This is a genomic window from Bradyrhizobium sp. LB11.1, from assembly GCF_040549385.1.
GTDB lineage: Bacteria > Pseudomonadota > Alphaproteobacteria > Rhizobiales > Xanthobacteraceae > Bradyrhizobium.
In genome coordinates this window covers 1-17,948 of sequence record NZ_JBEPTH010000027.1, presented here as the reverse complement: position 1 = coordinate 17,948, position 17,948 = coordinate 1, and the positions used below count along the sequence as shown (strand labels likewise).

The window sequence follows — 17,948 nt, the reverse complement described above, 5'->3', positions numbered from 1 at the left end:
TCCGTCCTCTTCGAGAGCTCCCGTCGCATGGCCTTCCTGAACATCAATGCCACGCTCCCCGAGAAGGGCCGCGACCTCAGGCTCGACCTGTTTCGCGGCATCGCCAACTGGGCGATCTTCCTCGACCACATCCCCGACAACGTCGTGAACTGGATCACGACACGGAATTACGGCTTTTCCGACGCCGCTGATCTGTTCGTCTTCATCTCCGGCTACACCGCGTCGTTCGTCTATGCCCGGATGATGCTGGAGCGCGGCTTCATCGTCGGCGCCACCCGCCTCACCAAGCGGGTCTGGCAGCTCTATGTCGCCCATATCATCCTGTTCGTGATCTACATCGCCTCGATCAGTTACCTGGCGCTGCGCTTCGGCGATTCCGAGATGATCAACGAGTTCAACGTCGCCGGCCTCGTCGACAACGCCACCGAGACGCTGCGCCAGGGGCTGTTCCTGCGCTTCAAGCCGCTCAATCTCGATGTGCTGCCGCTCTACATCGTGCTGATGGGCCTGTTTCCGCCGGTGCTGTGGTTCATGCTGCGCAAGCCCGATCTAACGATGGTGGTGTCCATCATCCTGTGGCTGACCGCGCGTCATTTCAGCTTGAACCTGAACGCCTATCCGGCCGGCCAGTGGTATTTCAACCCTTATTGCTGGCAGGTGCTGTTCGTGTTCGGAGCCTGGTGCGCGATGGGCGGCGCGCGCCGATCCAGCAAGCTGATCAACTCGCCGATCACAATATGGTTCTGCTTCGCTTATCTGGCGTTCGCGCTGGTCATGACCATGGCCGGCCGCTTCCCGACCCTTGGCGGCATGTTGCCGGAATGGCTGTTCTCGGCCTTCAATCCCAACGACAAGACCAATCTCGCGCCCTACCGCTTCATCCACTTCGTCGTGATCGTGATCCTGGTGATCCGCTTCCTGCCCAAGGACTGGCCGGGGCTGGAGTGGAAGATCTTCGATCCGGTGATCGTCTGCGGGCAGCAATCGCTCGCGGTGTTCTGCGTCGGCGTGTTCCTGTCCTTCGTCGGCCATTTCGAGCTGTCGATGAGTTCGGGCTCGCTGTTCGCGCAGCTCTTCGTCTCCATCGCGGGCATCGCGATCATGACGACGGTCGCCTATTACATCTCCTGGTCGAAGCGGCAGGACAAGCCGCTGAAGCCGCCGCCGGCGAAACCCGCGGCCACCCCGGCCGCCAAAGCTGCCTAAAGAAGGCTGCTGCCTAAGGAAGGCTGCCTGAGACGCGTGGCGGCGGAAGCCTCAGGCGGCCGCCTCGCCGTCGTATTCGGTGAACTTCTTGTAGATCCAGTCACGGCCGTCGTGACGGCGCCAGACCTTGCCGTAGACGAGCTGCCCATTGATTGAGCGGCGCGGCACGATCACGGTCCAGAGGTGCCACATCTCGGTCGAGTTCGATCGTTGGCTGGATGTTTTGGAGGTGAGATCGAAAGTCATGGCGGACAACTCGCGCGAAACGAAACGCCGCGACGAATGTGATCTCGTGCGAGCCGCTGATGGCCCGTCGTCGCGTGCCGGAATGGTTTGATACCAGTCGTCAAAATGACCGCAACGACAGCTCACGCTTAACCTAACCGATCAACCTTACTTGCCGGCAGGCAGCCGCCTTGCCGGTTGAAACGCCTGCCTATCTTTCCTAAGATGTGTGCGCGATTTGAGAATGAGTGCGCCCTTCCAAGGGCGCGCTTGGTCGATTTTAGGCTCGACTGAATTTTTCCAACGACTGACGGCGCAGGTCGATGATCGTGAATTTGGAATTTGCTTCTTTGCATCTGGCGATGATTTCGTCGCCGCCGGCACCGCTCGCCAGGCCGGCCCATGACAGGTCGCCGAGGGCCGTCAACGACAATTATCCGGTCTGGCCGCTGATCCCGTTTCCGGCGGGCTGGTACGCCTCGGGCTGAGCCCTAAAAAGCGCAACGCCGCGCAAGCGGAATATCATCGCTTGGCGGCGTCCGTTTAGGTATTGGGCGCTGAAATCCCCAACACTGATATGTCTGCGGCGATGGCCAAAGGTTCGATGAAGCTTTGGTAATACTGCGCCCTCTAACCTGTTTTGATTCCAGCAAAAATCGCGCAGAAATAGTGGCCTGCGAACAACAAACGCCAAGCGTTCGGCGTCGCGCTTGACTGTACTTTTGGCCCCGCAGTCGATCGCGGCTCAAATCCCGCTGCTCGCAGCCGAAGCGCCGTTGGCGCTGGAGCTCAGCGCGCCCTTCGAATTGTAGGTCTGTCCTGGCTGGTTGCCCTGGCAGGCCTGCGAGCTGGCGGGAGTTGTCTCCACCTCGGTCGTGCCGTCGGAATAGGTGATCCGTTCACGTGCGCGAAAAAAGCGCCGATGCTTTCGCATCTCGGCTTCCCTGGCCGCAACGAATCGCCGCGCCATGAGCTGCAGGTTCTTCCCTCCTGTCCAGCTGGCCCGCGACCATCTCGCTATCGGCTCTCGCTCGTTATGAATGGACAGTCATCCCCTCTCACGTCCGTGTGAGTTGGAGCGCGGCCGGTGAATTTTCGCGAACGAACGAAGACCAATGAACAGCAGGCCGTTGGCCAGGGGGATGCTGTGAGCCAAGTTGATTCGACCGAGAAACTGTCCGAGGCCGAAGAGCCCCGGACGTCGCTGTTTGCACTGTGCTGGCTCGGAATCGCTGCGATCGCGATGGTGGGCTGGATCTGCGCGCTGGGCTGGCTGGCCTGGCGTGTGGTCGACTGGCTGTTGTCCTAGGCCCGAACGGACCGCCGCGATCGCAGCGGCCGCCCCCTCCCCATTCCGTCAGAAGTGATAGTTCACGCCCACGGTCGCGGTGTGAATCGTATCCTTGAGTTCGTGAACGGTCACGGCGTTGACGGGACCGGTCAGCAGGATCGGACCCTTCGCGCCGAAGTCGTGGTAGTTGTATTCGACATTGGCCGACCAATTCCGCGCGAACGCCCATTCCACCCCGGCTCCCGCCGTCCAGCCGGTGCGCGCGACCGTTGCCGCCGGATCGGTCAGGACGCCGACCACCGGGCCTACGAACGCGTCGTCGATCTTCTCGCGAGTCCAGGCCGCGCCGCCCCGCGCATAGACCAGCCAGCGCTCCGAATAGACATAGCCGAGCCGTGCGGTGGCCGTTGCGAGAAAGTCATTCTTGACGCCGAACTGGGAGGGCACGACGAGGCCGCCGAGCGCGGGAAAAAGGACGCTGGCGGCATGGTGATTGGAAAGGCTCGACCATGCGGCGCGTCCCTCGGCGCCAAGGACCCAGTTGGACGCGAATTGATAGTTGCAGCCGATCTGTCCGCCGCCGACAAAGCCGGTCGAGCTGAAATCAACACTCGCTCCAGCGATGCTGGTGGTACGATCCTCGCTCACGGCACCGCCAAGATGACCGCCGATATAGCATCCGGTCCAGGTGAATTTGACCGGGGCCAGCGGAGGCGCCTTCAGCGCAAGGTCGGCCGCAGATGCCGTCGTCGCGACGAGTGCAAGAGCCGCCGCGACGCAAAGTGCTTTCAACATATCTGACCTTCCCCCATTCCCGCTGAGCGGCATAGCACATGGCGCTGACGCAGAGATTGCATCGGGGCAACATATCGCCGGGAATTGCACGGCCACGCTGGGCGCTGACCATGACCGCGGAGCGCAGGGGCCGGAGGTCCGCTGTACGTCAGAATTAGAAAGAATGATGTCGGGAATTGACGTCGGGACTGGTCGGGGCAGCTGGATTCGAACCAACGACCTGCAGTACCCAAAACTGCCGCGCTACCAGGCTGCGCTATACCCCGAATGTCCGGTGAGCCCCGTCGATACACGCTTCCTCAGGCGCCAGCAAGCTTACGAAGCGCCAGCAAGTGTCCCAAACCGCCGAAACCGCCGCCCTCGGCCCAATTTGCGGATCTATTTGCTGCCGAACAGCGGGTGGCCGACGCGATCACCGGGCCGGATGCCGTATTTCTGCGCTGTTCCAGCCACCACCTCGAGGACGGCCCGGGCGGGACCTCTCGACGAAATGATTTTGGTCGAGAGGGGCTCGGTATTCTCGGCGATGCGCAGGATGCGGCCATCGGCACGAATGAAGATCATGTCGAGCGAGACATAGGTGTTCTTCATCCACATCGAGACTTCCTGCTCGGGATTGAAGTCGAACAGCATGCCTTTGCCGTCGGCCAACTCCTTGCGGTACATCAGCCCGGTCTGCTTCTCCTCGTCCGTGGTCGCCATCTCCACCGAGAACACCTGCACGCCGTTCTTGGTGACGATCTCGAGCGGCTGGAAGCTGGCCGCGCGAACGGACCCGCTTGCGACGGCAAAGCCGACAACGACGAGGATGGCGGCAAGCCAGCCCCGGGCAACTGACCGGGCGGCCTTTCGATCAAAGCTCATGGAAATGTACTCATTGGCGTGACGGCGAGGAACTGGGCCTGACGGCGAGCGACTGGGCCTGCGGCGTGGGACTGCGACATCCTTACGCGGCGATCATGACGAAAGCCAGAAGCGTGCGACCCCAGGGGCCGCGCGCTTCTCCTCACGAATGCGAAATGGCAAGCCGCTAGTGGGATTGAAGTCCCGGCGATCCGGTCTCGGGATGGATCTCCGCCGCCATCATGCCCTTGGAGCCAGGCCCGAAGCGGACCAACACATACTGGCCCGGCCGCAGCTCCGTCATGCCGAAACGACGCAGCGTCTCCATGTGCACGAAGATGTCGGGGGTGCCCTCGCCGCAGGTCAGGAAGCCGAAGCCGCGCAGCCGGTTGAACCATTTGACCTGGGCCCGCTCAAGCCCGCTGGTCGCGGTCACCGTGACATGGGTACGCGGCGGCAGCATCTGCGCGGGATGGATCGCGGTCGACTCGTCCATCGAGACCACGCGGAAGGCCTGATAGCCCTTCGCGCGCTGGATGCACTCGACGACGATCCGGGCACCCTCGTACGCGGTCTGGAAGCCGTCGCGCCTAAGCACGGTAACGTGCAGGAGCACGTCGGGCCATCCATTGTCGGGAACAATGAAGCCGTAGCCCTTTGAGGCGTCGAACCATTTGATGACGCCATGGACCTCGACTAGGTTGGCGCTGCCCTCACCTAGCCCGGTGAAGGGACTGAGCGCGTTATCGAGACCGGCGCCGTGCTCGCCCGACCCGGGAACTCCCAGCTTCTTGGACTCAAATCCGTCCGACCCCATAACCCCGGACCCCACACATTCCATGCAACCCGCCCTCAGCGGCGGTGTCGAATCACGCGTCCTTAGAGAACCTTCAGAGAATCTTCTCAACTCGACGCGACGCGAATCTTTCGAATCAAAAGATAACACTCCCGGTTGCGAGGCAAAGACAAAAAAGAGATTCGCTGGAACCTATGAACAGCTTGCACAGGCGCGAATCAAACTGATGCCTCAATTACCGACAAAGGGCCCGAGTGCGTCGCCGATGTCGTGAGGGATGACGAGGTCGGCGATATCGTCCTGTTCAGTCGGCTCGCGATTGATGATCACCAAACCTGCACCGGCGTTCTTCGCCATCATCGGAAAGCCCGCCGCTGGCCACACCACGAGCGAGGAACCGATCGCGATGAAGAGATCGCAGGCCTGCGACAGCTCTGTCGCGCGCTGCATTTCGTCCTCGGGCATCGGCTGACCGAAGGAGATCGTTGCGGTTTTCACCGGCTCGTCGCACGCGGTGCAGTTGGGCGCGGCGCCATCCTGGTCGAAGCGGCGCTTCACCCAGTCGAGCTGATAGGCCTGCCCACATCCGATGCAGCGCGCGTAAGTGGTATTGCCGTGAAGTTCAATCACACAATCGGCGGCGAAGCCCGAGGCCTGGTGCAGGTTGTCGATGTTCTGGGTGATGACCGCGGGAATCTTGCCGGCGCGATACAGCGACGCGAGCGCGCGGTGGCCGCGGCCGGGCTTCGCTGCAGCGAACACCTCCTCCATCGCAAAGCGGCGGCGCCATGATTCATCGCGCGCCTCCCGGCTGGCGACAAACTCGTCGAACTGAATCGGACGGTTGCGGGTCCAAATTCCGCCTGGCGATCGGAAGTCCGGGATGCCGCATTCGGTCGAGATGCCGGCGCCGGTGAACGGCACGATGATCCTGGCGCTCGCGATCATGTCGCCGAGCCGTTCGATACCGCTCTGAAGGTCCGATGCAATCACTCGCCGCCTCCCGATTCATTGTCGCGCTAGCTGCAACATCGGCAAGCGACAAGATTGTTGACGCTCTTATCCACTGTCGCGCAAGTCGCGAGCGGCGATAGGGCGGCAGTTTTTTCCGACCTTCGCTTTATCACAATCCTGCAATGCCTCCTCCCCATTGACGCCCCAATCAGAAGCGCCAATGCATGTGTTGACGCGACTCAACGTGATTGCGGCGGCAGTGCTTGAGTTCAGAAATGCGCACGTACTCAAGTGGAGTGGGGAAATTGACATGACCGAAGACGAACAACGCAAAATCCGCGAACGCGAAGAGATTGCCGCCCGTGTCGCCGCCTTCCGTGCCACGCAGGAAAAATTCAAGCGCGAGCGTGACGAGTATTTCGTGTCGACGCTCGAGAACGCCCGCAAGGTTGAACGGCCCTCGCTCTGGCCGTAACGATATCGCGCAGGACGTGCGCATACGAAAAAGCCCGGAGCAGCGCTCCGGGCTTTTCGATTCTTCAGGCGTTACCAGCGACGGTAGTAACGGTGGTGACGATAGTACGGGCCGCCGTAGGCGTACGGGCCGGGACCGTAGGCGTAGGCCGGTCGACCATAGTAACCTCCACCATAGTAACCGTAGCCGGGGCCATAACCGTAACCATAGGGATGGGACGCAGCCACCGCGCCTGCGGTGATCGCACCGGCGGCGAGACCGAACGCGAGACCCGGGCCGATGCCACGCGCCTCAGCGGGCGCCGGCGCGGCAATCGCGGTCGCGCCGATAGCCGCGACGGTAGCAACAACTGCAAATGTCTTCCTCATCACGCTTCTCCTTCGCATCTGGGAAGGTAACGCGGACCGTTCGGGATGGTTCACCGCTCATGGAACCGCAGAGCGCAGAAAAAATCTCGTGGCAAGCGGAACGATATCGGGAAGCTCGGATTGGACTTGCGAGTGCGGAAGCCTCCGCCATCCGGGTCGAGGCGACAGCACGAAGACCCCGTCAGCATCTCCGCGGTGCTGGCGGGGTTTTCAGTTTCGAAAGACAAAATGGCAGCAGACATCGATCGCTGCCGACGGGGCGGAGATCGAGGAGGAGAGAGTGCCGATACCCACGCTGGGGCGGCGGCTCGATCCGACCTCGCCGCTCAGAGCGGCGTTTCTTCTGCAAGTCTTCTCTTCTGCAAGTCTTCTTCGCAGCAAAACTACTGGCAAGCCGGGAACAAGTGCGCCCGGCACACGTTGAGGTAGTCTTCTCGCAAGAAGGGGCGCGTCATGCCTGCCTGGCTCGAAGTATTGCTCAACCTGTCCGGCTATGCTGGCTTTGTCGCGCTCGCAACGCGCGGCGCCGCGTGCCGGCAGGATGCCGCCGACGATGAGGTCTGCGGCAACAAGCGCTAGTTCGCGTGCGGCGGGCTAGTTTGCCTGCGGAGGCTGTCCTGCCGTGCGCACCAGCCGGTCGGCCTTGACCGCGACGCGCGTGTCGTCGGCCTGCGGCCGCAGCGAAAAGCTGATCACCACGAAGGCGAGACAGAACAGCGTGCCGACGACGGCGACGCGGCGGTAGGTCTGGCGGTCGCCCTGATAAAATGACGGTTCTAGAAATGGTGTCATTGGCAAAATCGGTTTTCTTGTTGCCTTTGCCAGACACCTATCCCAACGCGCGGCAAGCGCAACGCGATTGGGCTTTTAACCTAACCGAATAGGGTTATCGCGATCCGCGCAAGCTTTCGTTAGGAGACAGCGGAGCGCCTCAGGCCTCGGTCAACCATTTCAACGTCGCGCGGAAGCCGAGGCTGCGATAGCCCGCGACCAGCACGGTGCCGTACACCTCGGCCCCCTCCTCGCTGAACGTCCCGGAGAAGCCGCTGGTCGCCTCGGCGCCGGCGAAGAGCGGCCGGACCAGCGGATCGGCGAATGGCGAATGCTGGTTGGTGGAAAGCTCGCCCTTCCAGGTGCCATCGCCGAATATGTAGGAGCCGCGCGACCAGAAGTAGGGACCGCCGCCGAGCAGCACGCCGTCGCGCAGGATCAACACGCCGCTGTCGCGGCCCTTCACGCCGTCGAGCATGTGGATATGGATGGAGTACAGTCCGTTCTTCATGGGGGCGCCCACCGTCGCCGGCGACGATAGCGCGGCGAGTCGGGGGCGTCGACCGGCTTTGTTCGGGCTTCACCGCCATTTCGTTCTCGAAGAACGAATCGGAATCGGCGAAATCGGCGCGACGCAATTCTTAACAATTCGTTTGTGCGCGAACAAGCCCGACATCACGACGAATGCGCGATCGCACCGCGCGCTCACATGAAGGTCGTTATCGCCTCGAACCGAGAACGCTCAGGCCGCGCGCTTCGCGTTGCCCTTCTCCGAAAAGCATTCCAGTATCTGGATGCGAAGCTCTTCCGCGGCCGGGCCCTCGACCTTCCTGAGCTGATTCCAGAGACGGATCACTTCGCGCTGTTTCTCGACAGTCATGAGTCACCTCCAAAGCGGCTGACTCACTAGAACAAAATAAGAACAGAAAGTCCAGCCTTTGCGCGAAATTTCCTGTGATGTCGCGTTGAACCTTTTCGGTACGGCCGGGACCTATGGGAGCTGTGGATTTCATCGCCCAGTCAAACGGCAGCGCCGCTGACGAACATACTCCGTCACCGCTGCGCTGTTGTTTTTTGGATTTTCAACCTTAAGTTAATAGCATAGCTGACGGCCAGGCGCTGAATCCCAATGCCGTCAGCAAGAGAGCCCCGTGCGCAAGCGCGGGGTTTTTCTTTTTGGAATGCCCGCTGACTGGCGAACTTGGCCGTGAACTTTTTCAGCGCTGGCGCGTCTTATTGGATGAAGCTTCCCCCAGGCTTCACCCCCATCAGAAAACCCCGCTCCCCCAAGCGGGGTTTTCCCCTTTTTGTCGACATCACGTCGCCGGTCCGCGCACCCTCAGGCCGCGCACGACGCTGGGATCAGACCGAGTCCTTGGCCACCTTCAGCGGCGAGGCCTTCACCGACTTGCTCGCCGGCTTCGCAGCGAACTGCATCGGCTCCTTGGTGAAGGGATTGACGCCCATGCGGGCTTCGGTCGCAGGCTTGTTGACGACCGACATCTTCACGAAACCGGGAATAACGAACTCACCGGACTCGTTGAGCTCCTTGTAGCCGACGGTGGCCATGTGTTCGATGACCGACTTCACGTCGTTCTTCGCAAGCTGCGTGCCTTCCGCAATTGCATCGATCAATTGGGTCTTGGTCATCTTCGCCATGTCTGGATTTCCTCTGAATTGGGTGCGCGCGAACGGCGACTTAGCTTTGTCCGGGAAGCGGTAAAACTACGCGGGCTGCGCGTCTGTTCATGCCTGTCGGCCACGAAGCAGCCGGGCTTAGAACCCATTGAGGCCGAAAACGCAAGCAGCAGTTCGACCTGAGTTCCATCATGTTTTCGCCGAACGGTCGTGTCTGTGGCGACGACAAATCGAATTCCACAGCATCCCTAGAGAGTTCGCCTACCCTGCGGACTCACCCGCGCTTGCATGCGACGACGTCTCCCGAGCAATACTGCTCAGGTATTTGGCCGGTGGCTTTCCCAGCGCCTTTCTGAACATCGTGATGAAGGCTGTGACTGATTCATAGCCGAGATCGGCCGAGACCTGCTGCACGCTCGCACCCGAGGCAAGCTCTCGGATCGCGACGATCAGATGCAGTTGCTGACGCCAGCGCCCGAATGTCAGGCCAGTCTCCTTCGCGACGAGACGCGCAAGACTGCTCTCGCTCAGCGCGACGTGATCGGCCCATTCCGCCAAGGTGCGGCGGTCCGCGGGATTGTCCGCCAACGCTGTGGCAATGCGCTTCAGTCGCGGCTCGCGCGAGAGCGGCAGATGCAATTGCTGCACAGGCATGCGCGGCAACTCGCCGAGCAGCACGCCGATCATGCGCTCCCGCCTCGCCTCGTCATGCTGCTCGCCGCCGGATAGTTCGATGATCAATTCGCGCAGCAATGGCGAGATCGAAATGGTGCAGCAGCGATCCGGCAGATCGACCAGCTCCGCTTCGATGTAGACGAAGAACAGCCGCGCATTCGCCGTGGCGCGATTGCTGTGCGGCATGTTGCTTGGGATCCAGACCGCGCAAAGCGGCGGCACCATCCACAGCCCGCTCGGAACGCGGCAGGTGACGCCGCCGCCGAGCGATACCACAAGCTGTCCCTTGCGATGCCTGTGGTCGGGCACCTCGCCTTTCGTGCCGTCGGCATCGACGCGCACGGCAATGACCGGCGCGGAGGCGTCGTCCACATCCAGGTCGAGCCAGGGATAACGAAGAGGGTAATGACGCTTCTGTCTGATCATTGACGGTTTTTGGCGATTGATTGGAATTATGCATAAATTCATCCATCGGGAAAGTCGATAGATATCGCCTCGCCCTCAAATAAGGAGTTGCGACCGTGCATGGCGCGATGATCTCCAAGGCAGCCCAACTGGGTCGAACCATTCGCACGCAAGCAGGTCTCGTGCGCGGCGAGGCGCGAAACGAAAGCGGCGTGCTCGCGTTCAAAGGCATACCCTACGCAGCGCCTCCGGTCGGGCGGCTGCGCTGGCGCGCACCGCAGCCACCGACGTCGTGGACGGATGTGCGCGATGCGCTGGCCTTCGGCCCAGCGTGTCTCTCGTCGCTCGAAAATGATCCCCGGCCGGGGCCGCGCAGTGAGGATTGTCTCACGCTCAATGTCTGGACCGCAGCGAGAGAGGCCGACGAGAAGCGGCCCGTGATGGTATGGGTTCACGGCGGCGGCTTTCAGTTCGGCTCCTCCGCCAATCCCGCCACCGACGGCAGCCAATTGGCAGCCAAGGGCGTTGTCGTCGTCAGCTTCAACTATCGCCTCGGCATTTTTGGCTTTCTCGCCCATCCCGCGCTCGATGCCGAAGCGCCGTCCGGCAATTATGGCCTGCAGGATCAACTCGCGGCGCTGCGCTGGGTCCAGGCCAACATCGCCGCGTTCGGCGGTGACCCCGATAGCGTCACCCTGTTCGGCGAATCCGCCGGCGCCATGGCCGTCGGCATTCTCATGGCCTCGCCGCTCGCACGAAAACTGTTCCACAAGGCCATTGGCGAGAGCGGCGCCTTCTGGGATGGCCGGCACGGCCCTCTGCAAAGTCTTGAGGAAGCTCGCGCGCGCGGCCTCGACTTCGCACGCCGGCAAGACGATGCGTCGATTGCTGCGTTGCGCGCGATGCCGGCCGAACAATTGAATGCGACCGCGCCATGGAGCCTCGCGCGCGATCACGTCACGCAGGCGTTCTCGCCGAGCATTGATCGTTACGTGGTGCCTGACGTGCCCGCGCGCCGCTTCTTGCGCGGCGACCAGATGCAGATCCCCCTGCTCGCCGGCTGGAACAGCGCGGAGGGATTTCCCTTCATGTCGCAATCCCTCCCCCATCCATCGGCGCGCGCCTTTCGTACTGCTGCCGAAGAGATGTTCGGCAGGGAGCGCCTGGCGGATTTCCAAGAACTTTATCCCGCCGACACCGACGCGCAGGCCAGGGCGTCCGCTGCCGCGCTCACGGGCGACATCGTGGTCGGCGAGCAGTGCTGGCAGTGGCTGCGGCTGCATCGGGCAAGCACCCGCGCGCCCGTCTACGGCTACCACTTCACCTATACCTCTCCCTACACGCCGATCGCCTCGCACGTCACCGAGATCCCCTTCGTGTTCGGCACGCTGACGCCGCAACGGGTGATCGGCAGCACCAGGCCGCCGGCGGAAGCCGACCGCGCTCTCGCGCAGACCATGATGGACTATTGGGTAAACTTTGCGACGCGTGGTGATCCCAACGGGCCCGGCCTGCCGCCCTGGCCGGCCTATGACGCGAGCGATGTCGTGCAGATCCTCGGCAGCACCATTGAAGCCCGCCCCAATCCGTGCGCTGACCGCTTCGGCTTCCTCGGCAGCTTCAGAGAGGACGGCGTCCTTCCGGCGCGCTGGCGAAGCGACGGCAAAGCGGGGTTGTCCACATGATACGTCACCTCATCGTGAAACTTGCAACTCGATGGAGGTTGTTCAGACTCTGGTAACCCAACGCCGCCACTCTCTTCATCAGTATCGTTGCGTTGGAGTACCCAAAAGTGCTGGATTTTGACGAGCTGCGTGAACTCGCAGCCGATGTTCGTGTGTTTGTCGATGTCGCCGAAGACAAGGCCGAGGCGCTCAGGGCCGTCATCGGCGCCTATGACGTGGTGCTGGCGATCTTCCCGTCCGGAGACGGCATGGGCCTCCACGTCATCAAGGGCAAAGAGATCCTGGACGGAATCGCAAAGTCACGCTCGCACGCGATCTACAGCCACACGGCGATCGCGGTGCCCGACCTCGAGCATGCACAGATGCTGAAGATTCTCACGACCCCCGCGGAACAACGGATCGCAGCTTAGGTGCGGGCGGCGACGCTGTCGGCCTCGGCCGTCAGGCCGGGTCAACCTACTCATCATGAGCGTCAAATAGCTCGCCTGCAGGTTAAGGCTTCATCCTGAGGGCCCGCCGCAGGGTTTTGTAGAAACCCATCGCACCAAGCTGCGTTGTCCAATGCACTGCCGGGTGACAACCGGACGCAACAGGGATGTTGGACGCGGAGCATTTTTCCGGTTTCTGCCCGCGACATCAACGCATCGGTACGCGCTGACAACTAACCTGTTCCCGGCAGTTGCACCTTGGGCAGGGTCAATCTTGTAAGACAATCTTGTAAGGATGGCGCAGGAACGGTCCGCTCTCACGCGAATTGTCGCATCTCCAGGTAAGGAGATTGCAATGAGCGTTGAAGGTAAAGCGAAAGAGGCCGCCGGTTACGTCAAGGAAGAGATGAACGAACACGGCAAGTCCCCCGAGAGCCAGAAGAAGGCCCAGGAGGGTCGTGACCTCCGCAACGAAGGCCGCGTCGAAGACGGCAAGGCGCCGAAGACGACGAAGCCCGGCACGGGTCACTAGATTTTCCGGAACCACACGAAACCGCCCTGGCGATGCCATGGACGGTTTTCGCGTTTCTAGCGCGGCGGTACCAGCGGCACGCCAGGACGAGGAAGAACAGGACGCGACGAGATCCAGGACCCGCGCGATCGTCGACGCTGCCCCGAACATGCGCAATGCGATGGCAGCGTGACGCGCTTCACACACGAACCGGCCAATCGGTCGTAAGCTCGGACTGCAATACGGGAGTGCGGAGTGCTCGACCATGTCAGGCAAATCACATAGCGCCAGAAGGGAATGGAAAAACCATAGGGCCGCGCATAAGGCGATCATGCGCCGCACCTTCGGCATCGACCTCTACGTGATGGTGAGCGGGCTGCTCGGCCTGCTTGGCGCCTCCTACGGCATCTGGATCGTGCTGTCTCAAGCCTACAGCTGACGAGCCTGCGCGCCTGAATGGCCTCGTCAGGGCTTGAGTAAACCTGTCAGGGCTTGTGGAGGCCGAAGGCCCGGGGAACTCAGCCAGTTGTCGATCGTCGAAGCCGTCTCTGCTTGACGCGCGCGCCTCAGATACAATTCCCGCTGGGGGCCAGGTGGCGATTTCTCTGCCGCCTCCTTGAAGCTTTGGGCTTCCAAAGCCAGGCGTTCCTGGAAGGACTTCTCGTGTTTGATACGGCGACGCTTCATGACTCTACTCCCTCTCGGCGCAGGTGTTCTCCATGTTCCTGCGGAATGAGCAAAAAATATTTCGGCCGTTCTAAAAATCAAGACATTTTCTTCAGGCTTTGTTCGCAGCTTTTCGGCGGCGAAGAGTGGATACTCGCCCCCGGGCTTCACAGCGGCCCGCCACCTGCAGCTTGCGGCTTCGCCTCATCTCCGTGGTGCAGTCGCTCATCACCGCGAACATTTCTTTTGTCTTCGCCGGCATTGGACTGCGTTAATTGATGCACTGCCACCGTAATTCCGGCATAGTGCCGGCATGGCTAAAGCAAAAGTGACCTTCAAAACCGTCCGGATGTCTGACAGCGACTGGAAAATATTGGCGGACTACCCAGACCACGAACAGCGCGAGATTACTGGATTTTCCAGCAAGGCAGATTGCGACGACTGGATCAACGGAGATCGCAAGATCGCATGGCTCCGTTCTCAGGGCTACGCCAAGTGACGTAGCTCAAATTGTTTGGGGCCGCGCTTGCGGTTCAATCCAGCAGGCCCATCGGCCTTCCGCGCCTTGATCCCGTCATGCCGCGTTGGGGAGCCGCTTCTGCCACGCGATCCAGCCGACGACCATTGATAGTGTCGCCGCGATAAGCGGCGGCACCCCGTGCCCGTATTCGCCGTGGTGGGTGACGGTCGCGAGCGCCGCCAACATCACGGCGCAGCCGAGCGCCGAGCCCCACAGCCGCGTCCGTGCCTGCGCCAGCAGAACGGCGGTCGTGAGCTCCAGCGATCCGGTCACGAAATGAAACCAGTGCGGGTATCCCCACCGCAGATATTCCTCGTAGATGGACCCAGGGGCGAAGATGTTGCTGAGGGATCCGACGACGAAGAAAGCTGCAAGTGCCAAGGCCGAGACCTGGTGCCAGGAGACTTGGTGCCAGGAAATCTTAGACATTTGTCCATCCTTGTCTGATGAGACCGCCGCGCAGGACCAGTATGGCCACCTGGTCGGGAAGCCGGCCGATCTCCGCTGATTGCTGTGGCTCGAAGAACCGATCTACGGGACAAGGCGTCACCACAGGATGACCGGTGTCCGCCTCAACCAAGTGTTGGTCGTCAGTTGATCGACGACGAACGGGGCGACATCGGCGCGAGCTATCTTGCCACCATTGATGGTTGTGAGGTCGATGACGGCCCTGACGCTGCCTTGAGCTGGGGCATCGATGAGCATGCCGGGCCGGACGATGACCCAATCGAGTGAACTGGCGCGGATCGCGGCTTCCTGACGGTTCTTGTCCTTGTAAGCTTGGCTGAGCAGCAAAGGCTGAAAGAGCCGGTCGAACACGAAGCCGCCGTGGCCGCGGCTGTCCCCGACCCCCAGAGCGGAGATGCAGACGATGCGGCGCACGCCGCTGCGCGTCATCGCCGAAACCAGCGCGCCTGTCGCTTCGGTCAGCAGGCTGACCTTGCGGAAGCCGATGCCGGTGCCCAACGCGCTGATGACGGCTTCACAGTCGTCCATGGCGCGCCCGAGGGTGGTCTCATTGCGGGCGTCGCCCTCGATCAATTCTGCTCCCGGCAGATCGGCGCCTGCCGTCGAGCGAACCAGAGCCACGACGGAATGGCCTTTCGCCACGGCGTCGCTGACGATCAGCCGTCCCGTTCCGCCCGTTGCACCCAAAACAAGAATCTTCATGTTTAACCTCGATCTTTTCTTAGTATTGGCGCCGCAGTTCACATCGACCGGGCCATTTCAAACTCTCTGCCAGGATCGCGATGTACATCAGGTGCCGGTTGCGCCACTCCGGAAGGCCGGCCGCGACGCATTCATTCCAAAGGAGATGCGAACGCCCGGAGCAGGTCTGAAAGTCGCATCTCATCGCTGATCTACGGACCTACGCCGGGGCGGCCTTTCGGGCCGCCGCGAAGACATCGCGGGGAGACGTTGTGCCGGCGACGTGCTCCGTGCCGGCGACGCCGAGGTCCATCCAGCCCGCGTTGACGGCCTCGAACATCGCTTCAGCCGGTCCGGTTTGGCCCTTCGGAATGCCGAGCTGCTCGAGCGCTGCCGGCCACCCAGCTCGCGGAACAGCGAAGGCCTTGACGTCGCGCTGCATGACATCGCCCAGTTGCGCTGCGACTTCATCCGCACTGACCATCGAACCAAGTTCGATGACGCGATGCCCCGACCACGCCGACCCGGTCAGCAGCATCGCCACCTCGGCCCCGATGTCGTTCGTCGCGACCATCGTCGATTTCCGGCTGGTCGGATTGTAGTAAACCGGGAGCGTGCCGCCCTGGGCGACGTGCAGGCCGTAAAGGAAGTTCTCGAAGAACCCGCCGGCGCGCACGACAGCGACCGGCGACGCCAGGTCGCGCAAGCCTTGCTCCAGCAGCGACAGGGCGGTGATCATTCCCACCCCGCTGGTCCGGTTCGCCCCCATCGACGAGAGCGCGACCACACGCGGCGGCGCGGCTTTGGTCAGCGCCTCGACATAGTTCGCGATGACGCCCTTGGCTTCCCCAAAATCCGGCGATGGGGCCCAGACTGCGGGCAGCATGACGAAGGCGCCGTCGACGCCGTCGAGCGCCCGCTTGATCGCTGCCGTGTCGGACCAGTCGCCATCCACCAGTTCCACGCCCTGGTCCATCCAGGCCGCCGCCTTCTCGCGGCTGCGGACCAGCGCGCGTACCCTCTTGCCGTGGGCCAACAGATGCCTGGCCGTTGCGCCGCCGACTTGTCCCGTAACTCCCGTAACTAGAAACATGCCTATTCTCCTGTTGCTGGATGGTCTATATTTTAGGGTAGGTCTCATATAAAGACCTTAGACCTGCGCCGTAAGAAGGCAGTTTTTTGTAACCAGGAGAGAAAAAGGGAACCCGCATGAGCGACGCATTGAGCGCGATCGCGCGATTCAGCCGATATCAATCGGACGACGCCCAATCAGCAGAAGCCTTACATTGCCCGGTGCGCGACGTGCTCGACCGCATCGGCGACAAATGGAGCATCCTCATGGTGATGACGCTCGCGACGCGACCGCATCGCTTCGGCGAGCTTCACCGAGCCATCCGCGACATCTCCAAGCGCATGCTCACCCAGACGCTGCGCGACCTGGAGCGCGACGGACTGATCACCCGCCAGGTCTTTCCGACCAAGCCGCCGAGCGTCGAATATTGTCTTTCGCCGCTAGGCCAATCCCTGCTGGACCCGATGGCGAGCCTCATCGATTGGGCCGACCGTCGTTATTCCGATATCCATGCCGCGCGCGTCCGCTTTGACGGAGCGCCCTGCGATGTCCCGCGCGAATGATCTGAAACAGAAGTTTGCAGCGTCGCATGTGTGAAGTCTGGTGGCGTGCTTCAGATGGAGCACGGTGACGGTGCATTAAACTCACGCCATCAACACGCGCTAAGCTCTCCGGCTTCGATCTCGCTTCCAGGGATAACCTTGTCACAGAAATTACCGTGTCTCACTTGCGGGGTGCAGTCCACAGCACTATCACCGGAATTCCGCAATTCTACTTGTGGTTTTATTCAAGCTGATTATCGTAACGCCGCTTCAAAAGGAGATTTCATGAAAAAGTTATTCACTATTTCTGCCGCACTTTGCTCACTGCTCAGCGTCCCCGCCTACGCCGCCTCAAACAGCAGTCCGCACGCGCTCGACTGTATGGCCAAGAACGGCTTCACACATGACATGTGGGTCGCGAAGAGAGCCGGCACCAATGCGCAAGTGCAATCGTACATCGCCTGCCGCGACGGCGTTTCGCTCAAGCGGGCGCGAGATATCGGCAAGAACGATGGCAACTTCGACACTTGGAATCCCAAAAAGCACTGAAGTCAGCGCGAGCCCGGATTCCTATTGGAGGTCTCGGCTCAAGCCCTTCACCTTGTCCGGTTGTCCGGAATTACGGTGCACTAATTTCATTCGTCACTCCAGCCGAGCGAGCTCAGCGGCCCTGGGCTATGCTCGGCGGACAACCTCAATTGAGTGCACAGTCACCGTAATCCCGTTTCTCACTTAGGGGTGCAGTCCAGCACCGTCACCGGAATTCCGGTGGCGGCATCTCCGAGACTTTGCTCTGGTATTCGCCCGAATCCACGGCGCTGTGGCAGCGGAACTACATCCTGAGCTGGTCCCGGTTGTCTGAACAGCATCTCCGCATCGATAAGTGGAGGCTCTGCCGGGGTTAGGCTGCCGTGCGGAGCGGCAGCGGGGTGA

At 61.6% G+C, this 17,948-nt stretch carries 27 protein-coding genes and 1 tRNA gene; 10 read left to right on the top strand and 18 right to left on the bottom strand.

Going from position 1 to position 17,948, the window contains the following annotated elements:
* Nucleotides 1-27: 27 nt before the first annotated feature.
* On the top strand, nucleotides 28-1,206 hold the full coding sequence (locus ABIA96_RS34935) for an OpgC domain-containing protein (protein ID WP_354141458.1): 1,179 nt from the start codon (nucleotides 28-30) through the stop codon (nucleotides 1,204-1,206).
* Between the two features lie 51 nt (nucleotides 1,207-1,257).
* Here ABIA96_RS34935 and ABIA96_RS34930 read toward each other — a convergent pair whose 3' ends face one another.
* From ABIA96_RS34930 to ABIA96_RS34920, 3 genes are all read right to left on the bottom strand, one after another.
* Nucleotides 1,258-1,452, bottom strand: a complete 195-nt coding sequence (locus ABIA96_RS34930; protein WP_354141457.1) for a hypothetical protein — start codon at nucleotides 1,450-1,452, stop codon at nucleotides 1,258-1,260.
* Between the two features lie 259 nt (nucleotides 1,453-1,711).
* Complete coding sequence (locus ABIA96_RS34925) at nucleotides 1,712-1,858, bottom strand: hypothetical protein (RefSeq protein WP_354141456.1); 147 nt, start codon at nucleotides 1,856-1,858, stop codon at nucleotides 1,712-1,714.
* 318 nt (nucleotides 1,859-2,176) lie between these two features.
* Complete coding sequence (locus ABIA96_RS34920) at nucleotides 2,177-2,365, bottom strand: hypothetical protein (RefSeq protein WP_354141455.1); 189 nt, start codon at nucleotides 2,363-2,365, stop codon at nucleotides 2,177-2,179.
* 153 nt (nucleotides 2,366-2,518) lie between these two features.
* Here ABIA96_RS34920 and ABIA96_RS34915 point away from each other — a divergent pair, with 153 nt between their 5' ends.
* Nucleotides 2,519-2,740, top strand: coding sequence for an RNA-binding protein (locus ABIA96_RS34915; protein ID WP_354141454.1), 222 nt, complete (start codon nucleotides 2,519-2,521; stop codon nucleotides 2,738-2,740).
* A 48-nt stretch (nucleotides 2,741-2,788) separates the two neighbouring features.
* On the opposite strand, the gene ABIA96_RS34910 is transcribed toward ABIA96_RS34915, so the two are convergent.
* The 5 genes from ABIA96_RS34910 to ABIA96_RS34890 form a co-directional block, all read right to left on the bottom strand.
* Entirely contained in the window at nucleotides 2,789-3,517 is a 729-nt protein-coding gene (locus ABIA96_RS34910) for an outer membrane protein (RefSeq protein ID WP_354141453.1), read from the bottom strand.
* A 189-nt stretch (nucleotides 3,518-3,706) separates the two neighbouring features.
* A tRNA-Pro gene (locus ABIA96_RS34905) sits at nucleotides 3,707-3,783 on the bottom strand.
* A gap of 112 nt (nucleotides 3,784-3,895) precedes the next feature.
* The gene (locus ABIA96_RS34900; RefSeq protein WP_354141452.1) at nucleotides 3,896-4,381 is read right to left on the bottom strand and encodes a DUF192 domain-containing protein; all 486 of its coding nucleotides are present in this window, start codon (nucleotides 4,379-4,381) and stop codon (nucleotides 3,896-3,898) included.
* Nucleotides 4,382-4,547: 166 nt separating this feature from the next.
* The gene (locus ABIA96_RS34895; RefSeq protein WP_354141451.1) at nucleotides 4,548-5,177 is read right to left on the bottom strand and encodes a cold-shock protein; all 630 of its coding nucleotides are present in this window, start codon (nucleotides 5,175-5,177) and stop codon (nucleotides 4,548-4,550) included.
* A 210-nt stretch (nucleotides 5,178-5,387) separates the two neighbouring features.
* Nucleotides 5,388-6,149: a Sir2 family NAD-dependent protein deacetylase gene (locus ABIA96_RS34890; RefSeq protein ID WP_354141450.1), complete on the bottom strand. Its 762-nt coding sequence runs from the start codon at nucleotides 6,147-6,149 to the stop codon at nucleotides 5,388-5,390.
* 181 nt (nucleotides 6,150-6,330) lie between these two features.
* Here ABIA96_RS34890 and ABIA96_RS34885 point away from each other — a divergent pair, with 181 nt between their 5' ends.
* Complete coding sequence (locus ABIA96_RS34885) at nucleotides 6,331-6,585, top strand: hypothetical protein (protein WP_354141449.1); 255 nt, start codon at nucleotides 6,331-6,333, stop codon at nucleotides 6,583-6,585.
* 71 nt (nucleotides 6,586-6,656) lie between these two features.
* Here the strand turns inward: ABIA96_RS34885 and ABIA96_RS34880 are convergent, their stop codons facing one another.
* A complete protein-coding gene (locus ABIA96_RS34880; RefSeq protein ID WP_354141448.1) occupies nucleotides 6,657-6,953 on the bottom strand; it encodes a hypothetical protein in 297 nt (98 codons plus the stop codon).
* Nucleotides 6,954-7,406: 453 nt separating this feature from the next.
* Here ABIA96_RS34880 and ABIA96_RS34875 point away from each other — a divergent pair, with 453 nt between their 5' ends.
* Nucleotides 7,407-7,532, top strand: coding sequence for a hypothetical protein (locus ABIA96_RS34875; protein ID WP_354141447.1), 126 nt, complete (start codon nucleotides 7,407-7,409; stop codon nucleotides 7,530-7,532).
* 15 nt (nucleotides 7,533-7,547) lie between these two features.
* Here ABIA96_RS34875 and ABIA96_RS34870 read toward each other — a convergent pair whose 3' ends face one another.
* From ABIA96_RS34870 to ABIA96_RS34850, 5 genes are all read right to left on the bottom strand, one after another.
* Entirely contained in the window at nucleotides 7,548-7,745 is a 198-nt protein-coding gene (locus tag ABIA96_RS34870; protein WP_354141446.1) for a hypothetical protein, read from the bottom strand.
* A gap of 139 nt (nucleotides 7,746-7,884) precedes the next feature.
* Nucleotides 7,885-8,235 (bottom strand): GrlR family regulatory protein, encoded by a 351-nt coding sequence (locus tag ABIA96_RS34865; RefSeq protein ID WP_354141445.1) that lies wholly within the window; start codon nucleotides 8,233-8,235, stop codon nucleotides 7,885-7,887.
* Between the two features lie 231 nt (nucleotides 8,236-8,466).
* Nucleotides 8,467-8,604, bottom strand: coding sequence for a hypothetical protein (locus ABIA96_RS34860; protein ID WP_177243661.1), 138 nt, complete (start codon nucleotides 8,602-8,604; stop codon nucleotides 8,467-8,469).
* 482 nt (nucleotides 8,605-9,086) lie between these two features.
* Nucleotides 9,087-9,383, bottom strand: coding sequence for an HU family DNA-binding protein (locus ABIA96_RS34855; RefSeq protein WP_354141444.1), 297 nt, complete (start codon nucleotides 9,381-9,383; stop codon nucleotides 9,087-9,089).
* 240 nt (nucleotides 9,384-9,623) lie between these two features.
* Complete coding sequence (locus ABIA96_RS34850; RefSeq protein ID WP_354141443.1) at nucleotides 9,624-10,463, bottom strand: AraC family transcriptional regulator; 840 nt, start codon at nucleotides 10,461-10,463, stop codon at nucleotides 9,624-9,626.
* Nucleotides 10,464-10,558: 95 nt separating this feature from the next.
* On the opposite strand from ABIA96_RS34850, the gene ABIA96_RS34845 reads away from it, so the two are divergent.
* The 3 genes from ABIA96_RS34845 to ABIA96_RS34835 all read left to right on the top strand — a co-directional run bounded on the left by ABIA96_RS34845 (nucleotide 10,559) and on the right by ABIA96_RS34835 (nucleotide 13,087).
* The gene (locus ABIA96_RS34845; protein WP_354141442.1) at nucleotides 10,559-12,127 is read left to right on the top strand and encodes a carboxylesterase/lipase family protein; all 1,569 of its coding nucleotides are present in this window, start codon (nucleotides 10,559-10,561) and stop codon (nucleotides 12,125-12,127) included.
* 107 nt (nucleotides 12,128-12,234) lie between these two features.
* Nucleotides 12,235-12,537, top strand: a complete 303-nt coding sequence (locus ABIA96_RS34840) for a hypothetical protein (protein ID WP_354141441.1) — start codon at nucleotides 12,235-12,237, stop codon at nucleotides 12,535-12,537.
* Between the two features lie 373 nt (nucleotides 12,538-12,910).
* Nucleotides 12,911-13,087, top strand: a complete 177-nt coding sequence (locus tag ABIA96_RS34835) for a hypothetical protein (protein WP_354141440.1) — start codon at nucleotides 12,911-12,913, stop codon at nucleotides 13,085-13,087.
* Nucleotides 13,088-13,531: 444 nt separating this feature from the next.
* Here ABIA96_RS34835 and ABIA96_RS34830 read toward each other — a convergent pair whose 3' ends face one another.
* Nucleotides 13,532-13,753, bottom strand: a complete 222-nt coding sequence (locus ABIA96_RS34830; protein ID WP_354141439.1) for a hypothetical protein — start codon at nucleotides 13,751-13,753, stop codon at nucleotides 13,532-13,534.
* Between the two features lie 292 nt (nucleotides 13,754-14,045).
* Between ABIA96_RS34830 and ABIA96_RS34825 the strand changes: the two genes are divergently transcribed.
* Nucleotides 14,046-14,231 (top strand): hypothetical protein, encoded by a 186-nt coding sequence (locus tag ABIA96_RS34825; RefSeq protein WP_354141438.1) that lies wholly within the window; start codon nucleotides 14,046-14,048, stop codon nucleotides 14,229-14,231.
* A gap of 75 nt (nucleotides 14,232-14,306) precedes the next feature.
* Here ABIA96_RS34825 and ABIA96_RS34820 read toward each other — a convergent pair whose 3' ends face one another.
* The 3 genes from ABIA96_RS34820 to ABIA96_RS34810 form a co-directional block, all read right to left on the bottom strand.
* Nucleotides 14,307-14,681, bottom strand: coding sequence for a DoxX family protein (locus tag ABIA96_RS34820; RefSeq protein WP_354141437.1), 375 nt, complete (start codon nucleotides 14,679-14,681; stop codon nucleotides 14,307-14,309).
* Nucleotides 14,682-14,798: 117 nt separating this feature from the next.
* The gene (locus ABIA96_RS34815; protein ID WP_354141436.1) at nucleotides 14,799-15,422 is read right to left on the bottom strand and encodes an NAD(P)-dependent oxidoreductase; all 624 of its coding nucleotides are present in this window, start codon (nucleotides 15,420-15,422) and stop codon (nucleotides 14,799-14,801) included.
* Nucleotides 15,423-15,621: 199 nt separating this feature from the next.
* Entirely contained in the window at nucleotides 15,622-16,494 is an 873-nt protein-coding gene (locus ABIA96_RS34810) for an NmrA family NAD(P)-binding protein (protein WP_354141435.1), read from the bottom strand.
* Between the two features lie 128 nt (nucleotides 16,495-16,622).
* Here ABIA96_RS34810 and ABIA96_RS34805 point away from each other — a divergent pair, with 128 nt between their 5' ends.
* Both ABIA96_RS34805 and ABIA96_RS34800 read left to right on the top strand, forming a co-directional pair.
* Nucleotides 16,623-17,036: a winged helix-turn-helix transcriptional regulator gene (locus tag ABIA96_RS34805; RefSeq protein ID WP_502918881.1), complete on the top strand. Its 414-nt coding sequence runs from the start codon at nucleotides 16,623-16,625 to the stop codon at nucleotides 17,034-17,036.
* A gap of 264 nt (nucleotides 17,037-17,300) precedes the next feature.
* Entirely contained in the window at nucleotides 17,301-17,564 is a 264-nt protein-coding gene (locus ABIA96_RS34800; protein WP_354141433.1) for a hypothetical protein, read from the top strand.
* The last annotated feature ends 384 nt before the right edge of the window (nucleotides 17,565-17,948 follow it).